Origin of the sequence: Vitreoscilla massiliensis, assembly GCF_001457815.1 — a bacterium.
GTDB lineage: Bacteria > Pseudomonadota > Gammaproteobacteria > Burkholderiales > Neisseriaceae > Vitreoscilla > Vitreoscilla massiliensis.
The window spans coordinates 713,777-738,473 of record NZ_LN898221.1 but is presented as its reverse complement, the minus strand read 5'-3'; the positions used below and the strand labels follow the sequence as shown (position 1 = coordinate 738,473).

Sequence of the window (24,697 nt, the reverse complement as noted above, 5' to 3'; positions counted from 1 at the left end):
CTGACATGGTTTAAAATAGCGCTCTTGTGATTGTGTTGATTGAGGAAAGCGTGCATGCCTAAGGCCATATTTTTTGATGTAGACGATACTTTATTGAATTTTGGATTGAGCAGCAAATCAGCGCTGGCCGATGTGTTTCAACACTTTGGGTTGGAATGGGACGTGGCCGTCAAGCAACGCTACGACGCCATCAACAATGGCTTGTGGGCAGAACAAAAACAAGGCTTGCGCACGGTGCAAAACGTCATCGACACGCGTTTTCGCCTGTTGTTTGAGGAATTAAATTGGACTGTGGATGCCGATGCGTTTCGCGATGTTTACCAAGGTCAGTTGGCTCAGTCGCATGTGATGGAGCAAGGCGCATTGGAAACGGTGCGCACCTTAAGCGGGCGCTATGATTTGTACATTGCTTCCAACAGCATTTTGGCGATACAAACCTCGCGCCTGCGTTTGGCGCAATTGCTGCCGTATTTTCAAGACTTGTTTGTGTCCAATGACATCGGTTATGAAAAACCGGATGCACGCTTTTTTGAGACCTGCTTGCAGCGCAGCCAACGACAGGCGCAAGACATTGTGTTTGTCGGTGACAGCTTGGAAGCCGACATGGTTGGCGCAGCTTCCTGCGGCATGAACACATGCTGGTATAACCCACAGCAAAAACCCGCTCCACAAGACTTAGATATCACCCACACCATTCACAGTTTGCCGCAATTGACGCAGTTGTTTTAAGCCAGTACAAGGCATTGCAGAGCGAGTGTGATGAATGTGGGCAGGGTTTACAGGCCGCTTGGTTGTGAAACTGCGACTGTCACGATGCTTGCCACCTTGATTCAATACATATTGGCAGCGCTGGTTGCGGTAATGTGCGAGGACAATCAAGCCGATATCGGCGTGTTTATTGGTGATGACTGTGCCGAGTGGGTGGATAGATTGGTGAGCTTGGGGATGGCGAGATGATGCAGGCCAAAGGCCAGTCTGCGTCGGTGTCGGTCATCCACAGCCTGTAAGCTGGATGGTGACGACCAAATACACAGAAAGCTATGCACATTGTGTCAATACGCATAGCTTTCTGTCATCACAGCCAAACTTAAATGTTTTTTTCAGCATCCACCAAGGCACGGCGCGCCAATGCCAAATTGGATTTGTCTTTGGCCAGCACGAAATACAAGAACAAACCATCGAGTTTGGCAATCGGGCGGATCAAATGGTATTGCTCACCCAAGGTAATCAAAATATCGTCGATGCTGTCGTTCAAAGCCAATAATTTCATGGTTTTCATCTTCGCACGCACCACTTCGGTATTGCCCGCAGCGGCAATTTCCAAGTCCAACGATGACTTGCCAGCACCTGCTAACAACATCCCACTGGAATAGTCCACCACCGCTGCTGCCATGGCGCCATCGGTTTTTAGTAATTCATTAATAATGCCATCAAAATTCATCTTGCTCTCGATTTGTGTATTGAAAAAGTTCTCGATAGAGCAACAATAATACCAAACATCATCCAGACGATTCAATATGAATGGAATCTTGATTTCAATCAATAAATCCAGACAGCGCAGTCTATACGCTGAATGCAAGATGGCGTAAAACGGTTTGAATCGAAGTGATATTTTGTTTACAGGCCGCTTGCGGTATTGAGGGAAGCTTAAGACAAAATAAAAGCGCAAGGCTGGCTTGCGCAGGGGGATGGAACAGCCTTGGGATGGCTTTATTTGGCTTTAAAGCGGGTATGGCCGCGGCGCTTGTGGCTAAAAAATGTGTAAGCCGCCAAAAAAACAAATGCGGCGGTGGGAATGATGGAAATCGCCAGCAGTATTTGCAAGATGTCTAACATTTTAGCGCTCCTCAGTCAGTGCTTAAGCCATGGGCAGGCTATATCGCGGTTGTGTCAATATAGGTTAATTGGTGTCTTTACTTTATGAAAAGTTCTTGCCATTTAAACGGGGTTTCGACCGCGTGTATGGCAGCAGCGGTATTGGGTGACCATAGTAAAGGGGGGTGAGTATGTCAGTAGCAAACAATGTGTATGCGATGCGGCAGTCTTTGCCCACGCCCAAACAATGGGCGGCGGCGCTATTGGAAGCGGGTTTTGAGGTGGTATTGGACAGCGAATTTGTGTGGTGGGAGTTTGAGGGGTTTTTGCCCGCGACTTACCAAGGACAAGAAGCTGGTTTTGAGTTGTATGTGGAAAGCGTGGATGCGAACCAACTGAATAAGCGCGAACGCAAGCACTTACAAGGGCGGGACACGGTGGTGACGTTAATCACACACTCAGACATGCGCGAGTATGTGTCGTCCATGCTGGCGGCAGCAGTATTGTGCGCTCTGTCGGATGGTTTACTGGCCGAAGGGGGAGAAACACCCTTTATTGCGGCGCCAGATGCGATAGATTGGGCCCGCGATTGCGAGCCCGAGATTGTCAAATTAATGCAGGCAGATGGTTAAACACCATCGTCAGGATGCGGTATCTGAGAATTTGTATTGCCACCGCATTGGGATGTTTTCATCTGTGCAAGGCCTGACCGCTTATTGTGCTTTGTATAAATTGGTGAAGCTGATGGTGGGTTTTACATCGGCGGGCAGCGTGCTGTAATCGCCGCTTAACTCGATTTTGAGCGTGTAGCTTCCCGGATTGAGGGCGAAGTATTTGGGCACCAACATCAGTCCGATTTCATGCTGAACAGGGTCGTAAAATCTGAGCGTGGGCGTGTGGGTGCTGGCATACAGCAATTGCTGGCTGTGGCCATCGTAGATTTCGACCTTGGCGGTGTCTGTGGTGTTTTGTCGCAATTGTTGGCGCATGTTTGTGCGTTCTTGCACATCGTGGGCTTGTAACAGCAAATACGGGCTGTAAGTATCGGCATGTTGAATGTGCACCGTGTACTCAAGCTGGCTGGGTTGCTTGGCTTGCTGCGGTAATGTGATGGCTTGTTTGGCTTCAAAAGACGGCGGCGCAAACTGGGCGCAGGCACCGAGCAGCGGCAACAGCAATAAGACAGCCAGCCAAGAGGGGGAATAGAGGGAGAATAAGCGGGACATGGTGCGCTCTTAAGCGGATGCATTGCAGAACCGTCATGTTAAATCAGCTGGGTGTCGCGATTGTAAGCCTATGCAGATTGAAGCATGAAATGCTACTAGAGGTTAGGGCGTGTTCTCATTTCAAATCTGAAATAAGCCACTCCTAAAACTTATGTTATAGAATGAAATATATGTTTATTTGATAAAAGTTTTAACATGGCCCGCCGAGTTTTAACCGATGATATTTGGCTGCAAATTCAAGATACCATGAAGTTTTATGGCTGCTACCGTTCCAAAAATAGCAAAAATATCATGGAGGCCATTTTGTGGAAACTTCGCACTGGAGCGACATGGCGAGATATTCCTGAAGATTTGTGTCCTTGGCAAACGGCTTACAATCGCTTTAATCGCTGGGCCATCAAGGGTTTATGGGACAAGTTTTTTTTAAACTACGAGGCGTATTGGATACAGAACGGGTATTCATCGACGGAAGCTACGTCCGCGCTCATCAGCATGCGAGTGGAGCTAGGCGTGGTGAGGCTCGAGCAATTGGCCGTTCACGAGGTGGCGCAACTACAAAAATACACTTGGCCGTCGACGCGAACGGACATCCGCTTGATTTTGAAATCACTGGGGGCGAAACCCACGACAGTCAAGTTGCACCGCAGCTGATCGCCTTGGTTCAAACCGGCCATTATTTGGTCGCTGATAAGGGCTATGACTCTGAAAAGATAAGAGAATCTTCAAGAAAACATGGAATGATTCCCGTCATCCCTAGAAAATCCAACAGCACCAAAAGTAATCCGGAATTTAGCCGTTATTTATACGGCTTACGCTATGTGGTTGAAAATGCATTTGCCCGCTTGAAGCATTTCAGAGGTATTGCAACGCGTTTTGACAAATTAGCCCGCAATTACAAGGCCATGCTACGACTGGCTTGTATCTTTATTTGGTGTAAGGCCAAATGAGAACACGCCCTAGGCCAAAGTGTGTGATGTGGGTGGAGCGGGTGAAGGGCATCGAACATTTAATTTAATATATTGAATTTAAATGATAAGTATTTTATAAGTGTTAGGTTGTTACCCTATTTGTTACCCCATAAAACAAAAATGCCCCCAAAATTGGAGGCTTTTGTATCATTTTGGACACCTTGGTGGTGTCGCTATCGCTTAAGCAAGAATAGGGCAGTTTTGACTACTGGTCAATTAAGTTCTATTCGGCAAGCTTGCAGCCTTTGAACACAATTACATATCGACTGCTTACATCACTGTTATCAATATCAGTACAAAATACGTCAACAAAATTGTCAGTCTTTAGCTGGGCAATTCCATCGCTTGAATCCATGATAGTAAACATGCTTGGAAAATTACCACTTTGTATGCCTGCTGCTTTAGTGCCTGTGTACTTTCCTGACAACCTAGGCTTGCCACTTGGAAGTTGGTCAATCCCATTCAGTAAAAAAGTTGTTTTAATTGTTTTGCCCTTAAACTTTTCAGTTACGGCAAATGGGTTATCCAGTGATTCATCAAAAATAGTATCAGCAGATAAGAACACAGTTTCTCTTTGGCTCATATCGGGCTTAGACTCGTTCGATTCTGTAGCGGCCTTGTCTGAATCAACACCACCGCCACAAGCTGCCAGTAAACCACACAACAATAACGCACTGAATTTGTTCATACCGTCACCCCTTTTAGAATGACGGCATTATATCAAGAGTTCATAAGCTGACCATCCCTAGCCATTCCATTTACAGCTTGTAATGCAATTTGTGAGATGAGTTTATAGTTTTCAGGTGTCATGAGGGCTTCTGCTTTCACCTTGCCATCTTGACTGGTGAAGTAAACCACACCAAGGATTTGCATTTTGCTTGTATCAAATTGGTTTTGACTAACACCAGCCGCAGGGATGCGGGCTTGCTGATAGTACTCAGGGTAAGCTTGCCTTAGGTATTTTTGACCTGTTGGGTCTTGGTCTACATGGTCACTGCCACCTTTAAAAAAGGACATCTGAGGGTTTTTAATCTCAAGCCTTGCTGACTGAATGGCATGTTGGCTGTTGGTGGACACTGTTCGGCCAAACTCGCTTACTGCATCGGACATACTCTTGCTAGTGGCTGATTGTTCTTTGGCAGCAAGTTTGGCAATTCTTTCAGCTTCTTTATTGGCTTTTTCCACTGCCTTGGCATCTTCCATGTTGATGCGGTCACGCTCACTTGCATCTTTCATGTCTAACTTGGATTGCCAGGCTAATTGTTCCTTTTGCTGTTTAAGCAATTCTTTGTGCTGCTTTTCCAGCTCCTTACCATATTCCTCACTTGCATCAGATTCTTGCTTATTGCGATACAGAGAGCGAGATAGTGCGCCTGTATCAAAACCATATTGCCGCCCACCATCTAATGTACTTCTCGCATTGGATAACTTGTCCTGTGCCTCTGTTAGCGCTTTGGCTGCTGCCTCTACAGCTTTATAAGCCTGTGTTCTTTCTTCGGGCGTAGCCGTGCTACTATTTTTGACTGTATCCAGTGCAGATTGAGAGTTATTAAGAGCCTGTGTCAGCTTTTCAACTTCTTTTGCCAGTTCGCCTCGATTGCCAATGTCAATCTGCGCTTGAAAGGTATCATGCATTGCTTGTTTGCCCGCGCCAATGCGGCTATTAAGTCCGTCAGTCCATTGGTCAATGGCCGTATTTTTATTGGCTACATCTTCCATGATGGTACGGTAGTTTCGTGCTTTGCCTACAATTTCATCCAACTTATCCTGCATCAACTGAATAGACTTAGTGGCGTCAGTATCAAAAATCTTATCCATGATTTTCATTGCAGGCATGTGTGACATCATCTCTGCCACTTCCATTGCACCACGAGCCACCAAAGCCAAGCCGCCCACAATTGCCTCGGCAATGCCTGCCACCTCGTTAAACCGTTGTGCCAGCCAGCCGCCAGCCTCTACTGCCATCATCAAACCATTAACAATTGCATCTGAAATATCCATTGCCACCTGTTCACCGCCACCAAGTGATTCTATCCATTCATCAACATAGGTAATGGCCGCTTTCATGGGTTCGGCAAGGTTGGCGTAGACCATTTCATTCATGCCCCAAAACTTGTCTTGAATATCCTTGAATGATTGGTTGAAGCTGTCCAGTGCCACCAAGTTGGCATTGCTGGTTACATGCCCAAACTCAATAGCCTGTTGCATTAAGCTGTCGAATTGTGCGCCATTGGCGGCAAGTATTGGCTCAAGCTTGGATAAGTCATTGCCCATCGATTCAAATAACTGTGTGCGTTCATTGGTCGAAAGATTTTGTGCTTCTTGGTTCAGTGCCCGCAATATGTCTAAAGGGCTTTTGCCGATAAACTCAGCCACATCCAAATTCATGCGCTTGAAAAAGTCTTTTAATTCGCCGCCATCATTTGCGGACAAATCGCCCATCTTGTCGTTGATATCTTGCAACGCCTCTTTAAGCGTATCAGCAGGCAAGCCAAGCCGCTCTACAGCATACTGAGCGGCCTGCAAGTCATCGGTGTTCACATTCAGGCGTTGCGCTGCATTGAGCGTTTCTGACGCTTCTTGAGCCTCTTTGTTGAATTTGTAGAAGCCCACACCCACAGCAGCCAAGGCACTGCCAACACCAGCGATTGCCGCAGCACCCACTTTAAACGCCAAATTCATGCGCGTGCCAATGGATAAGCCTAGCTCATACGCTGCGTTATCGGCTGCCTTACTTTCTGCTGCCACTTGATTCAGGGCAGGGGTGAATTGTTGAGCGGCCTGTTTTGCTTGGCTCATTGCGGAGTCGATGTCTTTTATTGCATTGGCTAGGTCAGCATCAGCACGGTTTAGAGCCTCTGTTGCCTGTTGATTACTGTTGAAAGACTTTTGCACCTCAGCGGCTTCACGCTCAAGGGCATTAAAGCTATTGGTTATCTCTTTGGTCGCTTGCTCTGCTTGCTTCATGCCTCGATTAAACTGGCTTAAATCTAAGCCAAGTCGGGCGGTTAATTCTGCATCTGCCATCTGTCCATCTCCTGAAATACTAAAGGCAGCCTAAGCTGCCATATTTGTTATGCGTTTGCTGTGTCTTGCGGCTCGGTGGTGTTTTGCTCGTCTTGCTCTGCCTTTTCAGGCATGGCCTTCTGTTTCTTGTGTCGCTCGATGGTGTGTTGCTTATGAATAGCCACACCAAAGGTGGTGAGTATTTCCACGGGCAACTCAAGCAAGCCGTCCAATTCCTCACGCTTAAACAATGGTTCACCCTGTTCATTGCAAAGGTATTGAATCATGCTGAACGCCATAACTTGATTAACATTGGCTTGATTGTTGATGAATTGATAGCCGTCCGTGTATGCGCCTATTTCTTGGATAAATTTCATTTCCGCACACGCTGCAAAACCTGAGCGCCCATCCAGCATGTAAACGTCAGTTTCTTCGCCATTTGGAAATTTAATATTGACTAAAACAGGGCTGATTTTGCCCTTAGCCAGTAATTGCTCTTTAGTGAGTAATGCCATGCTCTAAATCCCTTATATCTTATTGAAAATACAGGCGATATTGTAGCATAAAATAGGCTGAAACTGTTGATTTTAAAGGGTTTGTAGGTGGTGTTTAGTGTGTGAAATAAGACAGATTTTGACCATGAAGATTGAATATTTTAGCGTGCGTCCAAAATTGGGCTGACGTGAAAACACCACCGCCTAAGATGTCTCGAAATTACTTTTTACGAGTCCGAAAATTCACTGACAAAGATGTGTAAAAACTATCACCCTAAGATGTGCATTAATTGGCTGCCTAACGTGTCTCGAAATTACTGCGCCCTAAGATGTCCGAAAACTAAAAACATGGCTTTTGAATGTGAACATTTATCAACATGCAATTTCAGGTTTTTTCAGGTTTTAATGTCAAGTTTTGACAAGTCGGCCTGTTAGCAAATGTTAGCATCCAAACGGCGCAATCACCTAAACTACTTGTTGTTAAATGTTAAGTTTAATCTAAGGTTTTCTGAGGTTTTAAACTGAAGTTTTCTGAAGCTGACACTAAGTTTTACTAAGTCGCGCCGCCTAAGATGTCCTGAAATTACCGCGCCCTAGCATGTGCTGAGTTGCTGCGCTTTAACGTGTATCGAAATTGCCGCCTAAGATGTGCAAAAATTACCTGCCACCGTTCAAACGCAAGCCTTTTTATGGACACGCAAAAATGTCTTTTTATGAGTCCATAAATTACCTTTTTATGAGTACGAAAATTCCTTTTTTACGGGTCACTAAATTACCACCAAAAGCAAACGTGCGATTTAAAGCGATTTAACGGCGTTTTGATGCAATCCCTTATGTTGGTATTGTTTTACCATTTAATGCGTTCTGTGTGCTTGTGTGGCTTGGAAATTGCATGTTGCGGTGGTGTTTTGCATCATGGCTGTGTGATAAGGGTTTGTTTAGCTCTCGAAAGCGATTTCTTCACTTCGCGAAAGCGATTTTGCAGTATTGCCCTTTGGGTATCTCCCGACTGCCCTTTTAGCACTTCGCGGCTGCCTTTTTTATGGATACGCAAAATCCCCAATTAGCCGCCTCAAATTTGAGTTGGCCTCTTTTTTATGGGCTAACAAAAATACTTGTGTGCGCTCAAAACTGAGCTAACGTGAATCCGCCCATCCAAATTTGGTTTGGCTATGTATTTCAATTTCTTACATGCGTTCGCAGTGCGGTTGCAATGCAAATGCAGTGCGGTTGTGTTGCGATACTCCCGATTCGCAAAAAGGTGATTCGGTATTTTTACTAAAATTTCAGTAAAAGTCTTTGATGGGTCACTTGTTGGTGCTGTTCAGGTTTTTAACAAATCTGTTAAAAAGGTTTTCCCCAAATTCGGGGAAAATGTTCTCAACAAATTAGGCGAAAACGTCGGCCTTGTTTACTACCAAGCGATATAAACAAAGGAAAGTATTGTTAATGCCCTGAATGGCTGCCATAAACTAGGTGGGGGTGGGTCGAGAGTTTATGCGGTCCAAGCCTGTAGACCGCCCGTGAAGCTTTTAAAACGCGCTAACCGAAAATACCCCTCGCGCGTGCGCACGCGTGAGCCTCTGAGTTGTCATTTTGACAATGCAGCCGTGATTAGTCACAGCATGGCTAATTTTGGCTAATGGTTTCGTATTGGTAATTCAGTCATGGTGGAAATCGCCACAACTGGCAAAGCCAATAGCCGTGTATTAGTTTCATACGGTCGTCTTAATTCCATACTGGCGTATAGATTTGATACCCATGTATGAAGTGTGATTTTCTCACTTCTTAAAAAGTGGGTTTTCCTCACGTTATCAAATCCCCTAATTTTGGGGTATTTAGATTATTCCGATTTCAAGTCGGGCAAATGCGAAGTGGGATTATCACACTTCGATACGCTTTTTCGCGTAACGCTTAATTTTTGGGCAATACCATTTTGGCTTGTATTTGACCACACCACCACACAGCAGCCACATCCTGAAATTGCGTAATAGGGATTTTCCGTAATAGGGATTTTCCTGATTAGACTGCCAAGTGTTCAGGCTGTCTTCTCAATAACTCTATCCATGAATAAAAACGTGCGTTCTTGTCGTTCTTGTCGTTCTCGGCTCTGTAAGGCTTGCCAGTAAAGGATTTCAAGAGAACGACATAATTTTGAATTTGCGTTCCCGTGCGTTCTCTATAGTGTGCCATCCCGACGAGAGAACGACACAAGAACGACAAGAGAACGACATACAAAAAACTTAATAAGCTACAATATTTAATGTAACTGTTTGAATGTATGTGGTTAATTGTTATTCTGAATTGAGTGGGAACGACAGAACGACAAGAACGCACGTTTTACGCGTATGTGTATGGTATAGATTGTTAATCATTAAAAAACCGCCCAATTTTGGACGGCTGATGGTTACTCTGTTTCTTCTTGGTCTGTGGGTGGTGTAGAGCCCTCAAACACATAGTATCGTCTTTTTTCACCATTGAATGTCTTTGTCTTGGTTTTGTCGCGCCCTGACTTGGGGACAAGCAACCAGCCTGCAACCTCATAAACCTGTACCACCTTGGCTCGGTCAAAGTCTTTGCAAATCTCGGCATCAAAGACACTGGGCAACACCCAATACAATGGCAACTGTTCCCCACGTTCTTCTCTCAAGCCTGCTGTGTCTGAGCCAGTGTGCTGATGTGTTGGGCTCGATTGGTTGATAGACACAAAGCGACTGTATGCGGCCTGTTCAAAGAAAGCTGCGCCATATTCAAATATTTTGCGCTCCTCATAGTTGCCCGTGCCACTTCTTGCTATCCAGTCATTAAGGCACTGCTTAATGGCCTGTGCTGCCTCCTCATGGCTCAATGGCAGCAAGCCTGCATCGATTGCCAATTGCAGGGCAGACACCACCAAGGCGAAGCGGTCTGATATGCGGCCTGCTTGGTTGCCCATTGTGGGTAGGGTGGCTTTGAATGTGTCCATGTACTGCCTTGCTGTGGCAATGGTGGCCTCTTGGCTGTTTAGCAGTGCATCCACAAAGGCCGCGCCCACTGTACCGTAATGCTCAAGGCTGGCTTGGTTCAAGTGATCGGCAAATGCTTTGCCATTGTCAAAGCTGTGGACGGTATCAAACACACCCAAGCCTTTGCCTGCATTGGCAGGGATAGAGGGCAGGCGGGTTTCTTGGCCTGCTTGCCATTGGTATTTGCCGCCACGCTCAACGTAAGAGCGTATTGGCTTTTCACCTGTTGAAAACAGCAGGGTGCGCCACATGCTCATGGCGCGGTTGCCGCCATCCTTTGCGCCTTGGGCTTTGCTTGTGCCATTCAAGACACTGTAAGCCACATCACACACGGCTTTTTGTGTCGCTTCGCCTATTTCGTCCAGCATCATGAAATTGTCGTTACGGCTGTTGGCCAAATTGGTAAAGGCGTAACCTGTGCCATTCCATGAAGCCTTGGCCGTCAGTGAGTGCGCCCATACCGACAAGGCTATTTTGGCTGCTGTGGTTTTACCATCTGAACTGTCAGAGTGAATGTGAAAACCGCCGCTTTCCATACCCAGTAGCTTAAGCAAGGGTGCTGCCAAGGCTGTACCCACTGCCAAGCACAAGCGGCTGTTGCCAGCCAAATGGCGGCCTATGGCATCGTTCCAAGACTGCACCGTACCTTTGCCCTTAAATGCCTCGGCTTGGCTCTTGTCGCCGTTGTAAATCACATTCAAATTGTCTTGGTGGGTCAATACCTCACCACTTGGCAGAATGTACGCCTTACCCTCATGATGCCAGCCGCCTTTATTGGTAATGGCATGGTTAATGTTCAAGGCTTCTTTTTGGATATGGTCGGCCAGCTTCTCGCGGCCTAATTTGGGTGAGTAGACCATCACGCCATTGTTTTGCAATGCGCTCCAGCCTTGGCCTGTACCCACCACGCCCAAGGGCAGCACAATCACCCTGGCGGGCTTGCCATAGTGTTGTGACTTTTCCAAGATGGCGTAATGGTTGCCGTCATCATCGACACCACCGCCCAGGTGTTTGAAGTGGCTTGATAGCGGGGTGCGCTTTTCCACCACTTCGCCCGTTTCCTTGTCATGCTGCCTTGTGACGTAAAACACGCCGCTTGTGGTGGTGTCTATGTAAGGCTTCAACTCATTGGCGGGTTGCTTGGCTAAATTGCGAATCTCTGCCAGTTTCTCAGTGATGATGCTTGGGTTTAATGCTTGGGCTTCGCTCATGCCGCCGCCTTTCTTGCTGTTACCGTGTCCAATACATCCACACCGTCAATGCCGCTTTGCCATATACGCACCTCTATGCCTTGCGCTATGGCTCTGCTTTCCAGTCGTCTAGCGGCCTTAATGCCTGCTTCGTTGGCATCGGTATCGGCAAACACAAACAATTGCTTTACGGTGCTTGGTAAGGCCATTGCTGCCATGCCGCCCGCACTGCCACAAGCCCATACAGGCAAGCCTGATTCTTGATAAATGGCTGCGCCGTTCTCTATGCCCTCACACACAGCCAAATACTCAGCCGCAGGGCATAGCTGTATGGCCGTGCCCGTATTGCTGCCTTGGTAACGCGCCATCATTTTCTTTGCTTCCAACAAGCGGCCTGTAAACGGGTCGGCAAGCTGTAATTTGCCCGTACAGTCAGTGTTGAGGTAAGTGCGATGTAAGCCCATCAATTCACCGTCCACACCCTCAAACTTGGCAACAATGGCAGGGTACTGGCCCAATACAAGCCACTTGCCTTTGTCGTCTTGTACCCAATAGTCCAATGCCTCCACAAAGCCCAATGTGCTTACGATTGGCTCTATGGTTGTCACATCCAAGCCACGCCCATGTAAGTAGGTTTTAATGCAGTTATGGCCTCGGTTTTTCTCGGCAATGGCCCACAGTGCTTGTAATGCTTCGATGCGGTCTTTTTGGGGCTGTGCTTGCTGCTGTGGTGGTGTTTTGCGCTCAGGCAATGGCTCACCCTCGGTTATGCCCAAAACGCCCGCAACAAGCCTTGCTGCTTCTTTAAAATCACACCCGTAAATGTGCTGTACCAGTGCGAAACCGTCACCACTGAGGCCGTCCAATTGCCCACATACAAACGTGCCGCGTCCTTGCTTGTCGTCATAACGAAAGCGGTCTTTGCCACCGCAGGCAGGGCAGGGCTTGTGTTTGTTGGTCAATGCCTCAGAACTCACACCCAAGGCGGGTAAAATGTATCGCCATTGCCCTGTAGAGTGGTCTATAATCTGTTTGTAATCAGCCATCTGATTATTTTCCTTTGCTCTTCTAGCTAAATAACCGCCTGTATTTCAAGGCGGTTTTTTCTTTTCTGATTTAAAACGCGCTGCTTTTAAGGCGGCTGTCTATTTCACTGTTAAGCAAGGCATAGGTGCTGAGGTACTCGCTTGCGTCTTGCTCGATTATTTGCATTGCCTCATCGTCCACAAGTTCAGGAAACGCGCCCTTAAACAGCGTCATGGCATATTCAAGCCCCAACATGACATTGCGAAAATTGTTAAAGTCGCTGTTAATAAACGCGTCCAGTTCGTGAATGTTCATGTTTTTAATGTTGGGCAATTGGGCTTTGGCGGCTGTAAAGCTGCTTAATCCATAAAACACATTTTTCATGCGGCCACCCCTTTGCTCAGATTAATGGTGCATTGCTGGCAATACTGAAAATGCCCAACATCAGTAAAGCCAATTACAGCCACACCACCATCATCAAACACACCGACAATACCAAGGCTCAAAGCCTCCTCAATAATCGCGTGAGAGTGCTGCAATTGACGGTATGGTTGCCCTTGTATGGCCTGAGCCTGTACCGCATCAAGAAACCGCATCAAACGGCTTGGAATGGCTTGTGTCATGGCTGCACCTCTTTTTTAGTGACTAATTGTTCAAATGCAGAAAAATCAGGCAGGGTAATGCTTGGCAATATGGGCAAGTTGACTGGGGTAATTTCTGATAAATCGACCACAACAAGCTCACTTGGGTTGGGTAGGGCTTTCATCAACTCAATCAAGTTTGCAATTCCTGTGCTGGACAAATGCTCAATTTTGTTTATTGCCTGTTGGTACTTTTCCGCACACTCTTGAGCCTCTTTCAAGGCTGCCTCGGATTCTTGGCTGAGTCGTGCCAATTCATTAAAGAAATGTTGTTCTGCATTCATGATGTGGCCTCCTGAGCCTTTGGTTGCGGCTTACCAATAAGCCAATAGCGGTTACAGTGGGTTGTGCCGCCAAAACGATTTGGTACGCTTTCCCATTCAGTACGGAAGCGATAACCCTTTTTGGATAAATGGCTTATGGTGCTGTTCAGGCATGAATCACCGATTGCCTGCGCCTCAAAGCGGTTTAAGCCTTGTTTGGTTGATGTGGCCTCAATCACGGCCTGTTGTTTGGTTTTGCTCATTGGATTGTCTCCAGTAAACGTGATTTCAAGCGGCTGTACTGCTCAGAATCGGACGACACCATCATAAAGGCATCATAAGGCAGGCCACTGGCGGAAAAGGCTTTACAAACATCGTATGCGGCCTGTTGGTCGTCATGTTCGCTAATGATTACCGTCATGAAACCCCCTAAGCCGCGCATTTTTTTAAAACACAATCGGCCTTGGCCAACACCCTAAACATATGTTCAGGCACGATTTCATTCTCATAGACGGGATTGTCGGTGATGATGCAAATCCCATTTCTATGTCTACTAAGGCGGCATATTTGCACCAGTCCATTTGTTTCAATCAAATAGATGCCACTGCCTTGGTAGTGGCTACATGCTGTGATGCCCACATAGTCAGAGGGGTTAATGGTTGGCTTCATGCCATCGCCAGTGGCTTTAAAATACAACTCACCATCGAATTGAATTGCATGAATGTAAGGCGGCTTTGTACTTCCTGCGGAGGTGATGGGTAAGGGCATAGCTTGATTCATGCGGCCACCTCGCAATTGAGTGCAAGAGCATGGCGAAGCTCGGCAATGTCCTGAACATCAAACACTTTGGAGGCTCGGCATACTGTCAAAATGGCTTTAACGGCTGCCCGTAGGTCGTCACCATCTAAACCAGCATCCAGTGCGCTGACTGCCACAATTTCAAGCTGCCACAGGGTATCTGAGGCCATGTCATGTAAATCAAGGTATTGCTGAGGGGGAGGGGTTAAGGCTTGAGTCACGCGCAAACCCTCCCAACTGACCAGCCTTGTGCTGTCTGTTGAATGTTGAAACGCGCCAAAGCATTGCCTCGCAGCATCAAATCAACATGACGGCTTGCGGCTTCAAGAGTAGGGAAATTACGGATATTGTGGATATACAGTGGGCGTGAGTAGCCCTTACGGATTTTCGCCATGAAAATGCCTTTCGTTACGGTTTTAACCGCCACCAACACGCTTCCAAACGTGGTTGGGTGGCAACAAGACAGCAAGGTTGGAAGACTGGAGTAACGAACCCAGCGCGCACGAATGCGCCCCTGCCGCTTGTCACCATAGAAACTAGGCATTAAAGCGGGTATTACAGACGTAAAAAAACCACGATTAAACGCGGCATTTTGTCTGCCGTTACTGTTCAGGCTTCCAAACCTGACCAACTGATTTAAGTTGGTAGGCGAATATTGCAGCAATGCGCTGGTGTGGTCAAGGGCTTTCATGCTTGAACCTCCAATAATTGACCACCACACAATGCAAATGCTTTGGCGGCAAGCAATTGCTCACGTTCTTCTGTGGTTTTATTCTGTGAGAGCAGGGCAATGTCATATGCCACCATTTCACGGATGATTTTTAACTGTGGCTTGCTGAGGCCGTCACGCTCCAACTTATCCCACTTGCCAGTTAATGCCCGATTGATGCGACAACACTCATTCTTGTAGTCATACCATTTCGCGGGTGTGCCTTTTGATTCGGCCAATGCTTTCATGGTGTCGGTAAATACACCTTGAATGGCTTTAACCATTTCACGCTCTTGATTCCAAATAGTGACATTGTTCAGGATGCCTTCTATTTGTTCGTCACACCACACACCAAACTCAGGTGATAACCAGCGAGCAAAATCAATGGCAAGCTTAGGATGCAACCATGTACCTTGCTCATTTCCGCCTTTGACCACTCTAACTAATTGAATTTGCTTCGATACGCTTTTTCGCGTAACGCTTAATTTTTGAGCAAGGGCTGCGATGTATCGCTTTGTTTGCTCATTGCGTAGGTAATTTTCTGTTCTTTTGCCAAATGGTGTAGCCATCATCGTTGCATTAATCCAGCCTTTGTTATCGGCTGAAATTTCATGGCCTTGGTAAACCATAATGTTGAATTTGCTCATTGCTTTGCCTCACTGAGTAAACTGTAAACGCCGATTTTTCGCTCAACACCAGCAACATCGGTTTCATACCGCCATGTTGTTGAAATGTCGTAACCCTCTTGGCGCAAACTGAAAATACGGGCGCGTGGGTCGTAGATGCCTCTCATGTGCAACTCATTGCTACTGTGTGGACGCTCCCGCAAACAGGCCAAAACAAACAACTTTTGTGTGGTGGCATTGGTTGAATTAACGCGTGCTGTGCTAGAATGGGTTTCGTTTTGAGATTGGCTGCCCTTGTTGGTGGCCTTTTTCTTTTTCATGGTTACGCCTCTTGCTGTGCTTGGTCAGCAAGCCACTGTTTCACCTCGCCAGCGACATAGAAGCGGCAGCGCGTACCAGTGATTTGGCGTGACTTTGGAAATAAGCCAGCGGCCTCTAAGCGGCGTATATGGCTTTCAGATAAACGGGTGTAGCCGCGTTTGTTCTTTGATGGACTGCTTGCCAATTCTTTCAACGTCAATTGTGCGTTGTTTGGCAATACGTCCAAGTTGATAATGCTGTTTGAAGCTTGCATAAAAATGCCCTCATGTTTAATAGCAGCACTGAGTTGTCAGTGGCTTTCATGAGGGTATTATTTCAATTAAACTCAATGGCTTGTATCGTGATAGACCTTGATTTTATGGATTTAGAAAAGTAATAATCCCTAAAAATGTGGATAATCGCAGGAATCATCATCCAGCAAGTAATCGCAAATAATGGCCTTTATTTCGTTTGCCTTTTGTTTGTTCTCCATGCTGTTCAATATGGCCTTAATTTGCTTAAGCCCCTCAATGGTACTCAAGCCATTGGCAGTATCCTTCTTGCGCGGCGTGCTGTTGATGTGGGCATACTGGGTGTTTTCTTTGGCTCGTGTTATTTGCTTTTCAAGTTCAGCCATTGCAACAAGCTTATTTTTAGCCTCTAGGGTCAAATGCTTGTAAACCCAGTCATCGGCCTTGCTTCTTGCAACACACCAAAGCAAATCAATCATTTCGTTATTGGTGGCTCTAAAACTGAATTTTTTGTAAATTTCAAGAAAGATAAAATGCAAAATGCGCCTGTCATCTTGCCCTTTGCCGTGGTGGTCAATATGTGAGAATTGATTAAGGCTTACAATTGAATTGAGGAAATTTTGATATGAGTAGATGTACTCGCTTGCTTGATTGTTTCTCAAGTCTGCAACATCGTTAAGAATAGCATTGCCGCCCTTGATAATATCAATGACACTTTTATTGATTAAATTGGCTTTGGTGGTGTTTTTGTTACGTGGGGTGGGGGCTACACCGACATTGCAAACCGCTATTGCAATGGTGTTGGCGCACAGGTCAATTGACCTTTTGGGAACAGGGTTGCCCCTATCTGATACAATTTTGCCAATTGTAAATCGCAAATATTCATAAGTGTAATTTTTGCTTGTGAGTATGCTTGCTTGTTTGAGATTCTCTATGCTCTCGGCAAGTAATTTTACACTGTCCATGCCATCTTCAAGTTGTCAGCAGTGTTCTTATTCTATTGAAAGTAGTTACATTTTTCAACATCTTGGTTGTTACTGTTTTTGTTTCAGTGCATCTAAATAATCAGCCCATGCTTGCATCATGGTGCGTCTGTCTTTGATGTATGCGGCCTTGTTGTATGTGCCACGTACCTTATTGGTGTCTTTATGGCTTAACTGCGCTTCAATCCACATTGTGTTAAAGCCTTGCTCATGTAGCAGAGTAGAGGCCGTGTGCCGCCACCCATGCGGGGTAAATTCGCCTTTGTAGCCCATGCGGTTTAATGCTTGTCTACATGCACCGTCTGATACAGGCTTACCACTGGCATTGTTCCAAAACACATATTCATGATGGCCGCTAAATGGCTTCAATTCTTCCAATAAGGCCTTGGCTTGTCTGGACAGTGGCACGATATGGGCAAGGCGGTTTTTCATGTCTTTGGCTTCTTTCGTCCAAATGCCTGTGTTTAAATCCAATTCAGCCCATTTCATTAGCCTTACTTCGCTAGGGCGGGTAAATACATATGGCGATAATCGCAGTAATGCCCGTACTGATGGAGTGCCACCATAGCTCTCAAGCTTTTGCAGTAACTCTTTTAATTTATCTTCATCGGTAATTGATGGAAAATTTTGAGGCACATGGCTTTTAAGTTCGCCTGACAAATCACTGGCAGGGTTATACTCACAGGCCTGAATGGTTATGCCATAGGTAAATACTTGGCGCACCACTTCCAAGACTTTGTGAGCAGTGTATGTCTTGCCTGTTTCTTCTACTTTTTTGGCTAAAGCAAGAATCTCCAAGGGCTTGATTGTTGAAAGCTGCTTACCTCCAATAATGGGGAAAACGTGGTTTTCTAAGCGAGCAATCATTTTTTCAGCATGTTTAGGTGTCCACCGTGTATCGTCATCCTTGCGGTTGTTGTGCCATTGCCGCGCCACAATTTCAAACGTCATCAAGGCTTCTTGTTCAATAACCTTTTGTTGTTGCTTAGGATCCATACCATCGGCAAGCTGTAGTTTGATTTCAGCTTGTTTTAAACGGGCTTCTTTTAAACTGATATCAGGGTACACACCAATAGCCACAACATCTTTCTTTTTGTCGCTTGGTCGGTAGTATTGAAGCCGCCAGTATTTTCGGCCTTTGCTGTCAACTTGCAGGAATAAACCGCCACCATCAAATAGTTTTGTTACCCCTTTGGCTGGGGTAACAGCATTTTTGCATTGGCTGTCTTGTAGTGGCATGGCAAATATCCAATAAGAGCAAGGGTAATAAAGCAATCTAAAAACTTGTTACCCCAATTTTGAGCATTTTGGGGTAACAGTGATTTTGTTACCCTAATTGTTACCCTATTATTAAGTTGTTGTCTAGGATATTCAGCTTTGCTTAGTAGTACTCATTTGGATTTAAAGCTAGGTAAATAAAGGGTTTTGGGTTTTGCTGAAACTTGCTGAATTGAGTGTTTGGAGCGGGTGAGGGGAATCGAACCCCCGTATGCAGCTTGGGAAGCTGCCGTTCTACCATTGAACTACACCCGCGTGCTGATTTGTTGTGTGAGCAGGCGGCAAATGTAAACCTATTTGGGTGAATGTGCAAGTTTTGCATAAAAACTGCTGCATACACGGCGGCATGATGGCACAATTTGCTTGCTAAAAAGTTAACAGAGAAGATGACATGATAATTGTAATGCAGCCACATGCTGAGGAGCAGGCCATTAAGGCGGTGATTGAACACATACGAGCAGCAGGTTTGCATGAACATGTGTCGGTAGGGGCTGAACGGGTCATCATTGGAGCAGTTGGGGATGAACGGGTATTGAATGTGGCGGTGTTGGAGCAATTGCCACAAGTGGAGCGGGCGGTGCGCATTGTGCACGATTGGCGCATCATCAGCCGCGAAGCACAGCCACAAAACAGTGTGTATGTGAGTCGAGGTGTGGCTTTGGGGCAGGATTTGTTGTCCATATACATCAAGCGGCCTGTAAACTCGGCGATTGCGTATTTAGACCCTTTTTATGTGCCAAGCAATCCGTATCAAGCCGGTGTGCAAAGCGAGGAGCAGCAATTGCGCTTGTTGCCCGCAGAAGTGAGTGGCAATCACCAACAGAACAAGCCAGTGATGGTGCGGGTGCGTGATTTGCGCCAATTGGATGGGGTATTGTTTGCCGGTGCGGACATCGTGTATTTGGGCGGCGAGTGGTTGGAAAGCCGCAGCATGCAGCAAGAAATTGGCCGCTTGAATTTGCCGGTGGTGGTGTGCAAGGACAAACACCATACGTTGGAGCAATGGTTGGTGGCAGCAGAGCGTGTGGCCATGTATGGCAATCACCAAATTGTGTTGGGTGAAGCGGGTACTTTGAGCATCAACCACCGCCATCCCTACCGTTTGGATGTGGAGGCCATTGCTGAAGCAGTGAAACACAGCCATTTGCCGGTGTTGGCGAATGTGACGCGTTTGGGCAATGGCTTGCTCAGTCAAGAACAATTAAGCCAGTTGGCTGAGGTCGCGGGAGCGCGCATTATTTTGCGCAACGATTAACAGAAAAAGCCACCGTGAGGTGGCTTTTTTAATGGCTAGGATGGTGAGGCAGTCTTATTCGGCAGCGCCGCTTTGAACTTGGCCATCACGATAGGCTTTGAGGCCACCGCCCAATACTTTGTACAAGTCGACACGGTTGTTTAACCATTCTTGTTGTACCGCCAGCAAGGTCAGCTGCGCCGCATAGCTTTGGCGTTGCGAATCCAACATGGTCAAAGAGTCGGCAATGCCTTGGTTAAAGCGCATTTGCATCAAGCGATTGCGATCGACTTCGGCCGCGGTACTCTTGCGTTGCGACGCATATTGGTTTTTTAAGGTGGCATTGGCAACCAATACGTCAGACACGTCTTGGAAAGCGTCCTGTACTGCTTGTTCGTATTGCACCACCGAGATTTCCTTGCGCACACGCGTCAAATCCAAGCCGGCTTTGTTGGCGCCCCAATTGAAAATCGGGATGCTGATTTGCGGCATGAATGACCAAGTGCGGTTCGGGCCGGTAAACAAATTGTCCAATTGCACACTGCCGGAACCGATGGTGCCGGTTAAGCTGATGCTAGGGAAGAATGCGGCACGCGCAGCGCCGATATTGGCGTTGGCGGCTTTTAAGTTGTACTCGGCTTGACGGATGTCAGGACGGTATAACAGCATTTCCGAAGGCAAGCCAGATGGCAGGCCAGCATAGGCAAATTGTTGGTCCAAACTTGCCCGTGCGGCGATGTCGCTTGGATAATTGCCACCGATTAAAGTCACCAAGGCATTGCGGGCTTGTTCGCGCGCACGCAATTGTGATTGGTAATCGGCTTTGGCAGATTCAACCAAGGTTTCGGCGGTGCGCAAATCAATCTTAGACGACACGCCGTGCTTGTATTTCAAATCGGCCAAGCGATAGCTTTTTTCGCGCGAGTTCAACACGTTTTGCGAAACTTTCATCGCTTCTTCGGCAAAGCGTTCGGCGTAATAAGCCTTGGCCACCGAGGCCACCAATGAAATTTGTGCCGCGTCCCGTGCTTCGCGGGTGGCGAAGTAATCGTTCAAGGCCGCATCGCTCAAATTGCGAATTTTGCCCCACAAGTCCAACTCATACGAGGTCACGCCCAATCCCACGCTGTATTGCTTGCTGACAGCGGCAGAATTTTGCCCACGAAAATCAGCAGCAGTACGGGATTTGTTCATGCTGCCACTGGCGTTTAAGCCAGGGAACAGGTCAGAGCGTTGGATGCGGTATTGTTTCTCAACCGCTTCCACATTCAAAGCCGCCACGCGCAAATCGCGGTTGTTTTCCAAGGCCAAACCGATGAGTTGTTTCAATTGCGGGTCGGCAAAATACTCTTGCCAACCGAGCTCATACGCCTTGATGTCGCTGTTGCCTTGGGTGGCGTATTTGAAATCGTTGCTGTCGGTAAAGACTTGGGGTTGTTGGTATTTCGGTGCCAAGTTACAGGCCGACAACACCATTGCGGCGGCAATGGTGATTGTCAAACCAGACAATTTGGCGACCATGGTAGATTTACCATCAGTCATGCTTGTCCTCTTTTTCTTTCTTGGCGCGGTATTCGGCCCACAATTCTGTTTTGATTTCCTGTTTCAGCGCTTCACGGTCTTCTTCGCTCAATGAGGCTTCCACTTTGGCCACATAATGGTCGCTCATTTCTTGCGTTACCCCTGCAGCGGTGGCATGAGCCGAGTCGCGTTCGGTTTGACGCACAGATTGTTTGAACAATTTACGCACCATCAAGTAGAACACGGGGACGAACAAGACGGCCAAGAAGGTACCGATGACCATGCCCCAGAACACACCCGTACCAATGGCACGTTGGCTGGCTGAGCTGGCACCTGAAGCGAAGTACAGTGGCACCACGCCCAAGATGAACGCAAATGAAGTCATCAAAATAGGGCGGAAACGCAAGTGGGCGGCGGCCAACGCAGCTTGTGCCGCACTTTTGCCTTGGGCTTGCAAGTCTTTGGCAAACTCGATAATCAAAATCGCGTTTTTCGCCGACAAACCAATCACCGTAATCAAAGCCACTTGGAAATACACGTCGTTATTGAACGAGTAAATGCTGCCGGGCACCAAACCATTGGTAATGCCACGACCCCATACCCCCAATACCGCACCCAATAAACCCAAAGGCACGATCAAAATCACCGCCAATGGAATGCTCCAGCTCTCGTACAAAGCGGCCAAACACAAGAAAATCGCTAAGATAGAGAAGGCATACAGAATCGCAGCTTGGTTACCGGCCGCTTTTTCTTCTTTGGAAACACCCGTCCACTCATAAGCAAAGCCTTGGCCCAGATTGTCGGTAGACGACAAACGTTCCATTTCTGCCATGGCATCACCGGTAGAATAGCCTGCGGCGGCTTCACCAGTGATTTTCATCGCTGGATAGCCATTGTATTGCACTACTTGCATCGGGCCAGTGACCCAGTTGGCAGTGGCAAATGTTGACAATGGAATGGCCACACCTTGGTTATTGGTCACACTGATGGACAAGATGTCTTCAGCTTGCATGCGCGATTGCGGTGCAGATTGCACCACCACCCGTTGCATACGGCCGTTGTTAGGGAAGTCATTGACGTAGCTAGAACCCACCGAAGTAGACAAGGCTGAGTTGATGGAAGCAAAACTCACACCTTGGGCATTGGCCGCATCGCGGTCTATGTCTATGCGCAATTGCGGTGCATCTTCCACACCTTCAGCACGCACGGTTTGCGGGTTCAATATCGGGCTTTGACGTGCAGCCATCAACAATTTGTCGCGGGCTTGAACCAAGGCCAAATGGCCATTAGAACCACGGTCTTGCAAACGGAAACTGAAGCCGTTACCTGTACCCAGTGCTGGAATCGCAGGCAAAGTGGTCGCAAATACCACACCGTCTTTGATTTGTTGCATCATCGCACCGGTGATTTTACCGGCAATGGCAGTGGCGTCTTGGCCTTTGCCTGTGCGTTCGGCCCAGTCTTTTAAGGTCACAAAACTCATGCCCATGTTTTGACCTTGGCCGGCGAAACTGAAGCCGGCTACAGTCACCACATGTTCTACTTCTGGCATACCGCCAACCACGCCTTCATACGTCTGCATGGTGCCCAAAGTACGTTCAATGGTTGCACCCGGTGGCAATTGAATAATACCCAATACAAAGCCTTGGTCTTCACTTGGTAAGAAGCCGGTTGGAATGCGCACCATCACAAAGAAGGCAACGACAATCAAACCCAAGTAAATCACCATGATGCGGCCACTGCGGCGCAATAATTTGCCCACGAAGCCCTCATAGCGTTTGGCATTGATATCAAACACACGGTTAAACCAGTTAAAGAATTTGCCAAAGAACCCCTTTTTCACATGGTGGTCTTTGTCGACGGGTTTTAACAAGGTCGCGCACAAAGCAGGTGTCAAAGACAGTGCTAAGAACGCCGAGAACACGATGGATACCGCCATTACCAACGAGAATTGGCGGTAAATATTACCGGTCGTACCGGTAAAGAAGGCCATAGGAATGAACACCGATACCAATACCACGGTAATACCCACAACCGCGCCTTGAATCTGGCTCATGGCTTTTTTGGTGGCTTCCAGCGGCGGTAAATGTTCTTCCGCCATAATCCGCTCGACGTTTTCCACCACCACAATCGCATCGTCGACGACAATACCAATCACCAAAACCATCGCAAACATGCTCAACACGTTGATGGACATGCCCGAGGCTTCCATGATGGCAAATGCACCCAACAAGGCAATCGGCACCACGATGGTCGGAATCAAGGTATAGCGTATGTTTTGCAAGAAGATGAACATCACGATGAAGACCAACACCATCGCTTCAATCAAGGTGTGCACCACTTTTTCAATGGAGATACCAACGAATTTAGAACTGTCGTATGGCGCAATCCATTTCACCCCTTTAGGAAGGAACGGGGCCAATTCATTCATCTTCGCCTTAATGTCTTCCGCAGCTTGCATCGCGTTACCGGTAGAGGTCAGTTGGATACCCATACCCGCAGCTGGTTTGCCATCTAATCGAGCTGAAGTTTGGTAGTCTTGTGCACCCATCTCGACTTTGGCAACATCTCTCAAGCGCACAGTTGAGCCATCGCTGTTGGCGCGCAAGACGATGTTTTCAAACTCTTCCGCGGTTTTTAACTGGCCTGTAACCGTGATGGTGGCACTGATGGATTGTCCGGTATTGGCAGGCAAATCACCCAAAGCACCCGGGGCCACTTGCGCATTTTGCGCTTGGATGGCCGCTGTCACTTCACCTGCAGACAGATTCAAACCTTGCAGTTTGGCTGGGTCTATCCACACACGCATCGCTTTTTCGGCACCGAACATTTGCACGTTACCCACACTTTCGATACGTTGCAGTTCAGGCTGAATGTTGCGAGTGGCGTAATCAATCATGTCGTTGACAGAGTTTTTGCCACTCTCGTCGTACAACATCACAAACATCAAGAAGTTAGAAGTGGATTTGCGTACCGTTACGCCGACTTGTTTCACCGCTTCAGGCAAACGCGATTCGGCTTGCGATAAGCGGTTTTGCACATCGACTTGGGCAATGTCTTCGTCCACACCCGGTTTAAAGGTAATGGTCAAAGAGCCTGTGCCGTTGGCCAGCGCAGACGACTCCATGTAGTCCATGCCTTCCAAGCCATTCATTTGCCGTTCAATAATCGACAATACTGAGTCTTGTAAGGTTTGGGCATCGGCACCTGCGTAAGCGACACTTAATTGTATCGTTGGCGGTGTCACTTGCGGGTATTGCTCAATCGGCAAACTGCGAATTGAGATGATACCTGCAAGGATGATAAAGATAGAGACCACCCACGCAAAAATGGGACGGTCAATAAAAAATCGAGACATATTAC

At 47.2% G+C, this 24,697-nt stretch carries 27 protein-coding genes and 1 tRNA gene; 4 read left to right on the top strand and 24 right to left on the bottom strand.

Going from position 1 to position 24,697, the window contains the following annotated elements:
• Positions 1-54: 54 nt before the first annotated feature.
• The gene (locus tag BN3003_RS15160) at positions 55-729 is read left to right on the top strand and encodes a YjjG family noncanonical pyrimidine nucleotidase (RefSeq protein ID WP_058357471.1); all 675 of its coding nucleotides are present in this window, start codon (positions 55-57) and stop codon (positions 727-729) included.
• A gap of 358 nt (positions 730-1,087) precedes the next feature.
• Here BN3003_RS15160 and BN3003_RS15150 read toward each other — a convergent pair whose 3' ends face one another.
• The gene (locus tag BN3003_RS15150; protein WP_058357469.1) at positions 1,088-1,441 is read right to left on the bottom strand and encodes a hypothetical protein; all 354 of its coding nucleotides are present in this window, start codon (positions 1,439-1,441) and stop codon (positions 1,088-1,090) included.
• Between the two features lie 269 nt (positions 1,442-1,710).
• Positions 1,711-1,836 carry a hypothetical protein gene (locus BN3003_RS19235; RefSeq protein ID WP_267886151.1) on the bottom strand — a complete coding sequence of 42 codons (126 nt, stop codon included), beginning with the start codon at positions 1,834-1,836 and terminating at the stop codon, positions 1,711-1,713.
• A 170-nt stretch (positions 1,837-2,006) separates the two neighbouring features.
• On the opposite strand from BN3003_RS19235, the gene BN3003_RS15145 reads away from it, so the two are divergent.
• Positions 2,007-2,447, top strand: coding sequence for a hypothetical protein (locus BN3003_RS15145; protein WP_058357468.1), 441 nt, complete (start codon positions 2,007-2,009; stop codon positions 2,445-2,447).
• An 81-nt stretch (positions 2,448-2,528) separates the two neighbouring features.
• Here BN3003_RS15145 and BN3003_RS15140 read toward each other — a convergent pair whose 3' ends face one another.
• Positions 2,529-3,041, bottom strand: coding sequence for a hypothetical protein (locus BN3003_RS15140; protein WP_058357467.1), 513 nt, complete (start codon positions 3,039-3,041; stop codon positions 2,529-2,531).
• 195 nt (positions 3,042-3,236) lie between these two features.
• On the opposite strand from BN3003_RS15140, the gene BN3003_RS18495 reads away from it, so the two are divergent.
• Positions 3,237-3,988 (top strand): IS5 family transposase gene (locus BN3003_RS18495; RefSeq protein WP_407701092.1). Its coding sequence is split into 2 segments (ribosomal slippage): positions 3,237-3,468 and positions 3,468-3,988, totalling 753 coding nucleotides; the frame shifts between segments, so codons are not numbered across the junction.
• A 244-nt stretch (positions 3,989-4,232) separates the two neighbouring features.
• Here BN3003_RS18495 and BN3003_RS15130 read toward each other — a convergent pair.
• The 19 genes from BN3003_RS15130 to BN3003_RS15040 all read right to left on the bottom strand — a co-directional run bounded on the left by BN3003_RS15130 (position 4,233) and on the right by BN3003_RS15040 (position 18,834).
• Complete coding sequence (locus tag BN3003_RS15130) at positions 4,233-4,697, bottom strand: hypothetical protein (RefSeq protein WP_058357466.1); 465 nt, start codon at positions 4,695-4,697, stop codon at positions 4,233-4,235.
• A 32-nt stretch (positions 4,698-4,729) separates the two neighbouring features.
• Positions 4,730-7,036, bottom strand: coding sequence for a hypothetical protein (locus BN3003_RS15125; protein ID WP_058357465.1), 2,307 nt, complete (start codon positions 7,034-7,036; stop codon positions 4,730-4,732).
• 47 nt (positions 7,037-7,083) lie between these two features.
• Positions 7,084-7,530 carry a hypothetical protein gene (locus tag BN3003_RS15120; protein WP_058357464.1) on the bottom strand — a complete coding sequence of 149 codons (447 nt, stop codon included), beginning with the start codon at positions 7,528-7,530 and terminating at the stop codon, positions 7,084-7,086.
• A 2,386-nt stretch (positions 7,531-9,916) separates the two neighbouring features.
• Positions 9,917-11,725 carry a DUF927 domain-containing protein gene (locus tag BN3003_RS15115; protein ID WP_058357463.1) on the bottom strand — a complete coding sequence of 603 codons (1,809 nt, stop codon included), beginning with the start codon at positions 11,723-11,725 and terminating at the stop codon, positions 9,917-9,919.
• Positions 11,722-12,750 (bottom strand): toprim domain-containing protein, encoded by a 1,029-nt coding sequence (locus BN3003_RS15110; protein ID WP_058357462.1) that lies wholly within the window; start codon positions 12,748-12,750, stop codon positions 11,722-11,724. The genes BN3003_RS15115 and BN3003_RS15110 overlap by 4 nt, the downstream gene beginning before the upstream one ends.
• 70 nt (positions 12,751-12,820) lie before the next feature.
• Complete coding sequence (locus tag BN3003_RS15105) at positions 12,821-13,114, bottom strand: hypothetical protein (protein WP_058357461.1); 294 nt, start codon at positions 13,112-13,114, stop codon at positions 12,821-12,823.
• Positions 13,111-13,353, bottom strand: a complete 243-nt coding sequence (locus BN3003_RS15100) for a hypothetical protein (protein ID WP_058357460.1) — start codon at positions 13,351-13,353, stop codon at positions 13,111-13,113. Before BN3003_RS15100 ends, BN3003_RS15105 begins: the two co-directional genes overlap by 4 nt.
• The gene (locus tag BN3003_RS15095) at positions 13,350-13,655 is read right to left on the bottom strand and encodes a hypothetical protein (protein WP_058357459.1); all 306 of its coding nucleotides are present in this window, start codon (positions 13,653-13,655) and stop codon (positions 13,350-13,352) included. The genes BN3003_RS15100 and BN3003_RS15095 overlap by 4 nt, the downstream gene beginning before the upstream one ends.
• Positions 13,652-13,897, bottom strand: a complete 246-nt coding sequence (locus tag BN3003_RS15090) for a hypothetical protein (RefSeq protein WP_058357458.1) — start codon at positions 13,895-13,897, stop codon at positions 13,652-13,654. Before BN3003_RS15090 ends, BN3003_RS15095 begins: the two co-directional genes overlap by 4 nt.
• Positions 13,894-14,055, bottom strand: a complete 162-nt coding sequence (locus tag BN3003_RS15085) for a hypothetical protein (protein WP_159061472.1) — start codon at positions 14,053-14,055, stop codon at positions 13,894-13,896. The genes BN3003_RS15090 and BN3003_RS15085 overlap by 4 nt, the downstream gene beginning before the upstream one ends.
• An 8-nt stretch (positions 14,056-14,063) precedes the next feature.
• Positions 14,064-14,414, bottom strand: coding sequence for a S24 family peptidase (locus BN3003_RS15080; protein WP_058357456.1), 351 nt, complete (start codon positions 14,412-14,414; stop codon positions 14,064-14,066).
• Positions 14,411-14,653, bottom strand: coding sequence for a hypothetical protein (locus BN3003_RS15075; RefSeq protein WP_058357455.1), 243 nt, complete (start codon positions 14,651-14,653; stop codon positions 14,411-14,413). Before BN3003_RS15075 ends, BN3003_RS15080 begins: the two co-directional genes overlap by 4 nt.
• Positions 14,650-15,123: a hypothetical protein gene (locus BN3003_RS15070; protein WP_058357454.1), complete on the bottom strand. Its 474-nt coding sequence runs from the start codon at positions 15,121-15,123 to the stop codon at positions 14,650-14,652. The genes BN3003_RS15075 and BN3003_RS15070 overlap by 4 nt, the downstream gene beginning before the upstream one ends.
• Entirely contained in the window at positions 15,120-15,788 is a 669-nt protein-coding gene (locus BN3003_RS15065; protein ID WP_058357453.1) for a KilA-N domain-containing protein, read from the bottom strand. The genes BN3003_RS15070 and BN3003_RS15065 overlap by 4 nt, the downstream gene beginning before the upstream one ends.
• On the bottom strand, positions 15,785-16,087 hold the full coding sequence (locus tag BN3003_RS15060; RefSeq protein WP_058357452.1) for a helix-turn-helix domain-containing protein: 303 nt from the start codon (positions 16,085-16,087) through the stop codon (positions 15,785-15,787). The genes BN3003_RS15065 and BN3003_RS15060 overlap by 4 nt, the downstream gene beginning before the upstream one ends.
• Positions 16,088-16,089: 2 nt before the next feature.
• Positions 16,090-16,341: a helix-turn-helix transcriptional regulator gene (locus tag BN3003_RS15055; protein WP_058357451.1), complete on the bottom strand. Its 252-nt coding sequence runs from the start codon at positions 16,339-16,341 to the stop codon at positions 16,090-16,092.
• 129 nt (positions 16,342-16,470) lie between these two features.
• On the bottom strand, positions 16,471-17,283 hold the full coding sequence (locus BN3003_RS15050) for a hypothetical protein (protein ID WP_058357450.1): 813 nt from the start codon (positions 17,281-17,283) through the stop codon (positions 16,471-16,473).
• Positions 17,284-17,352: 69 nt separating this feature from the next.
• Positions 17,353-18,540 carry a tyrosine-type recombinase/integrase gene (locus BN3003_RS15045; RefSeq protein ID WP_058357449.1) on the bottom strand — a complete coding sequence of 396 codons (1,188 nt, stop codon included), beginning with the start codon at positions 18,538-18,540 and terminating at the stop codon, positions 17,353-17,355.
• A 220-nt stretch (positions 18,541-18,760) separates the two neighbouring features.
• Positions 18,761-18,834: transfer RNA gene (locus BN3003_RS15040), tRNA-Gly, on the bottom strand.
• Between the two features lie 136 nt (positions 18,835-18,970).
• On the opposite strand from BN3003_RS15040, the gene BN3003_RS15035 reads away from it, so the two are divergent.
• On the top strand, positions 18,971-19,834 hold the full coding sequence (locus BN3003_RS15035) for a chorismate mutase (RefSeq protein ID WP_058357448.1): 864 nt from the start codon (positions 18,971-18,973) through the stop codon (positions 19,832-19,834).
• A gap of 54 nt (positions 19,835-19,888) precedes the next feature.
• On the opposite strand, the gene BN3003_RS15030 is transcribed toward BN3003_RS15035, so the two are convergent.
• Both BN3003_RS15030 and BN3003_RS15025 read right to left on the bottom strand, forming a co-directional pair.
• The gene (locus BN3003_RS15030; protein WP_082625691.1) at positions 19,889-21,355 is read right to left on the bottom strand and encodes an efflux transporter outer membrane subunit; all 1,467 of its coding nucleotides are present in this window, start codon (positions 21,353-21,355) and stop codon (positions 19,889-19,891) included.
• A complete protein-coding gene (locus tag BN3003_RS15025; RefSeq protein ID WP_058357447.1) occupies positions 21,348-24,692 on the bottom strand; it encodes an efflux RND transporter permease subunit in 3,345 nt (1,114 codons plus the stop codon). The genes BN3003_RS15030 and BN3003_RS15025 overlap by 8 nt, the downstream gene beginning before the upstream one ends.
• Positions 24,693-24,697 lie beyond the last annotated feature (5 nt).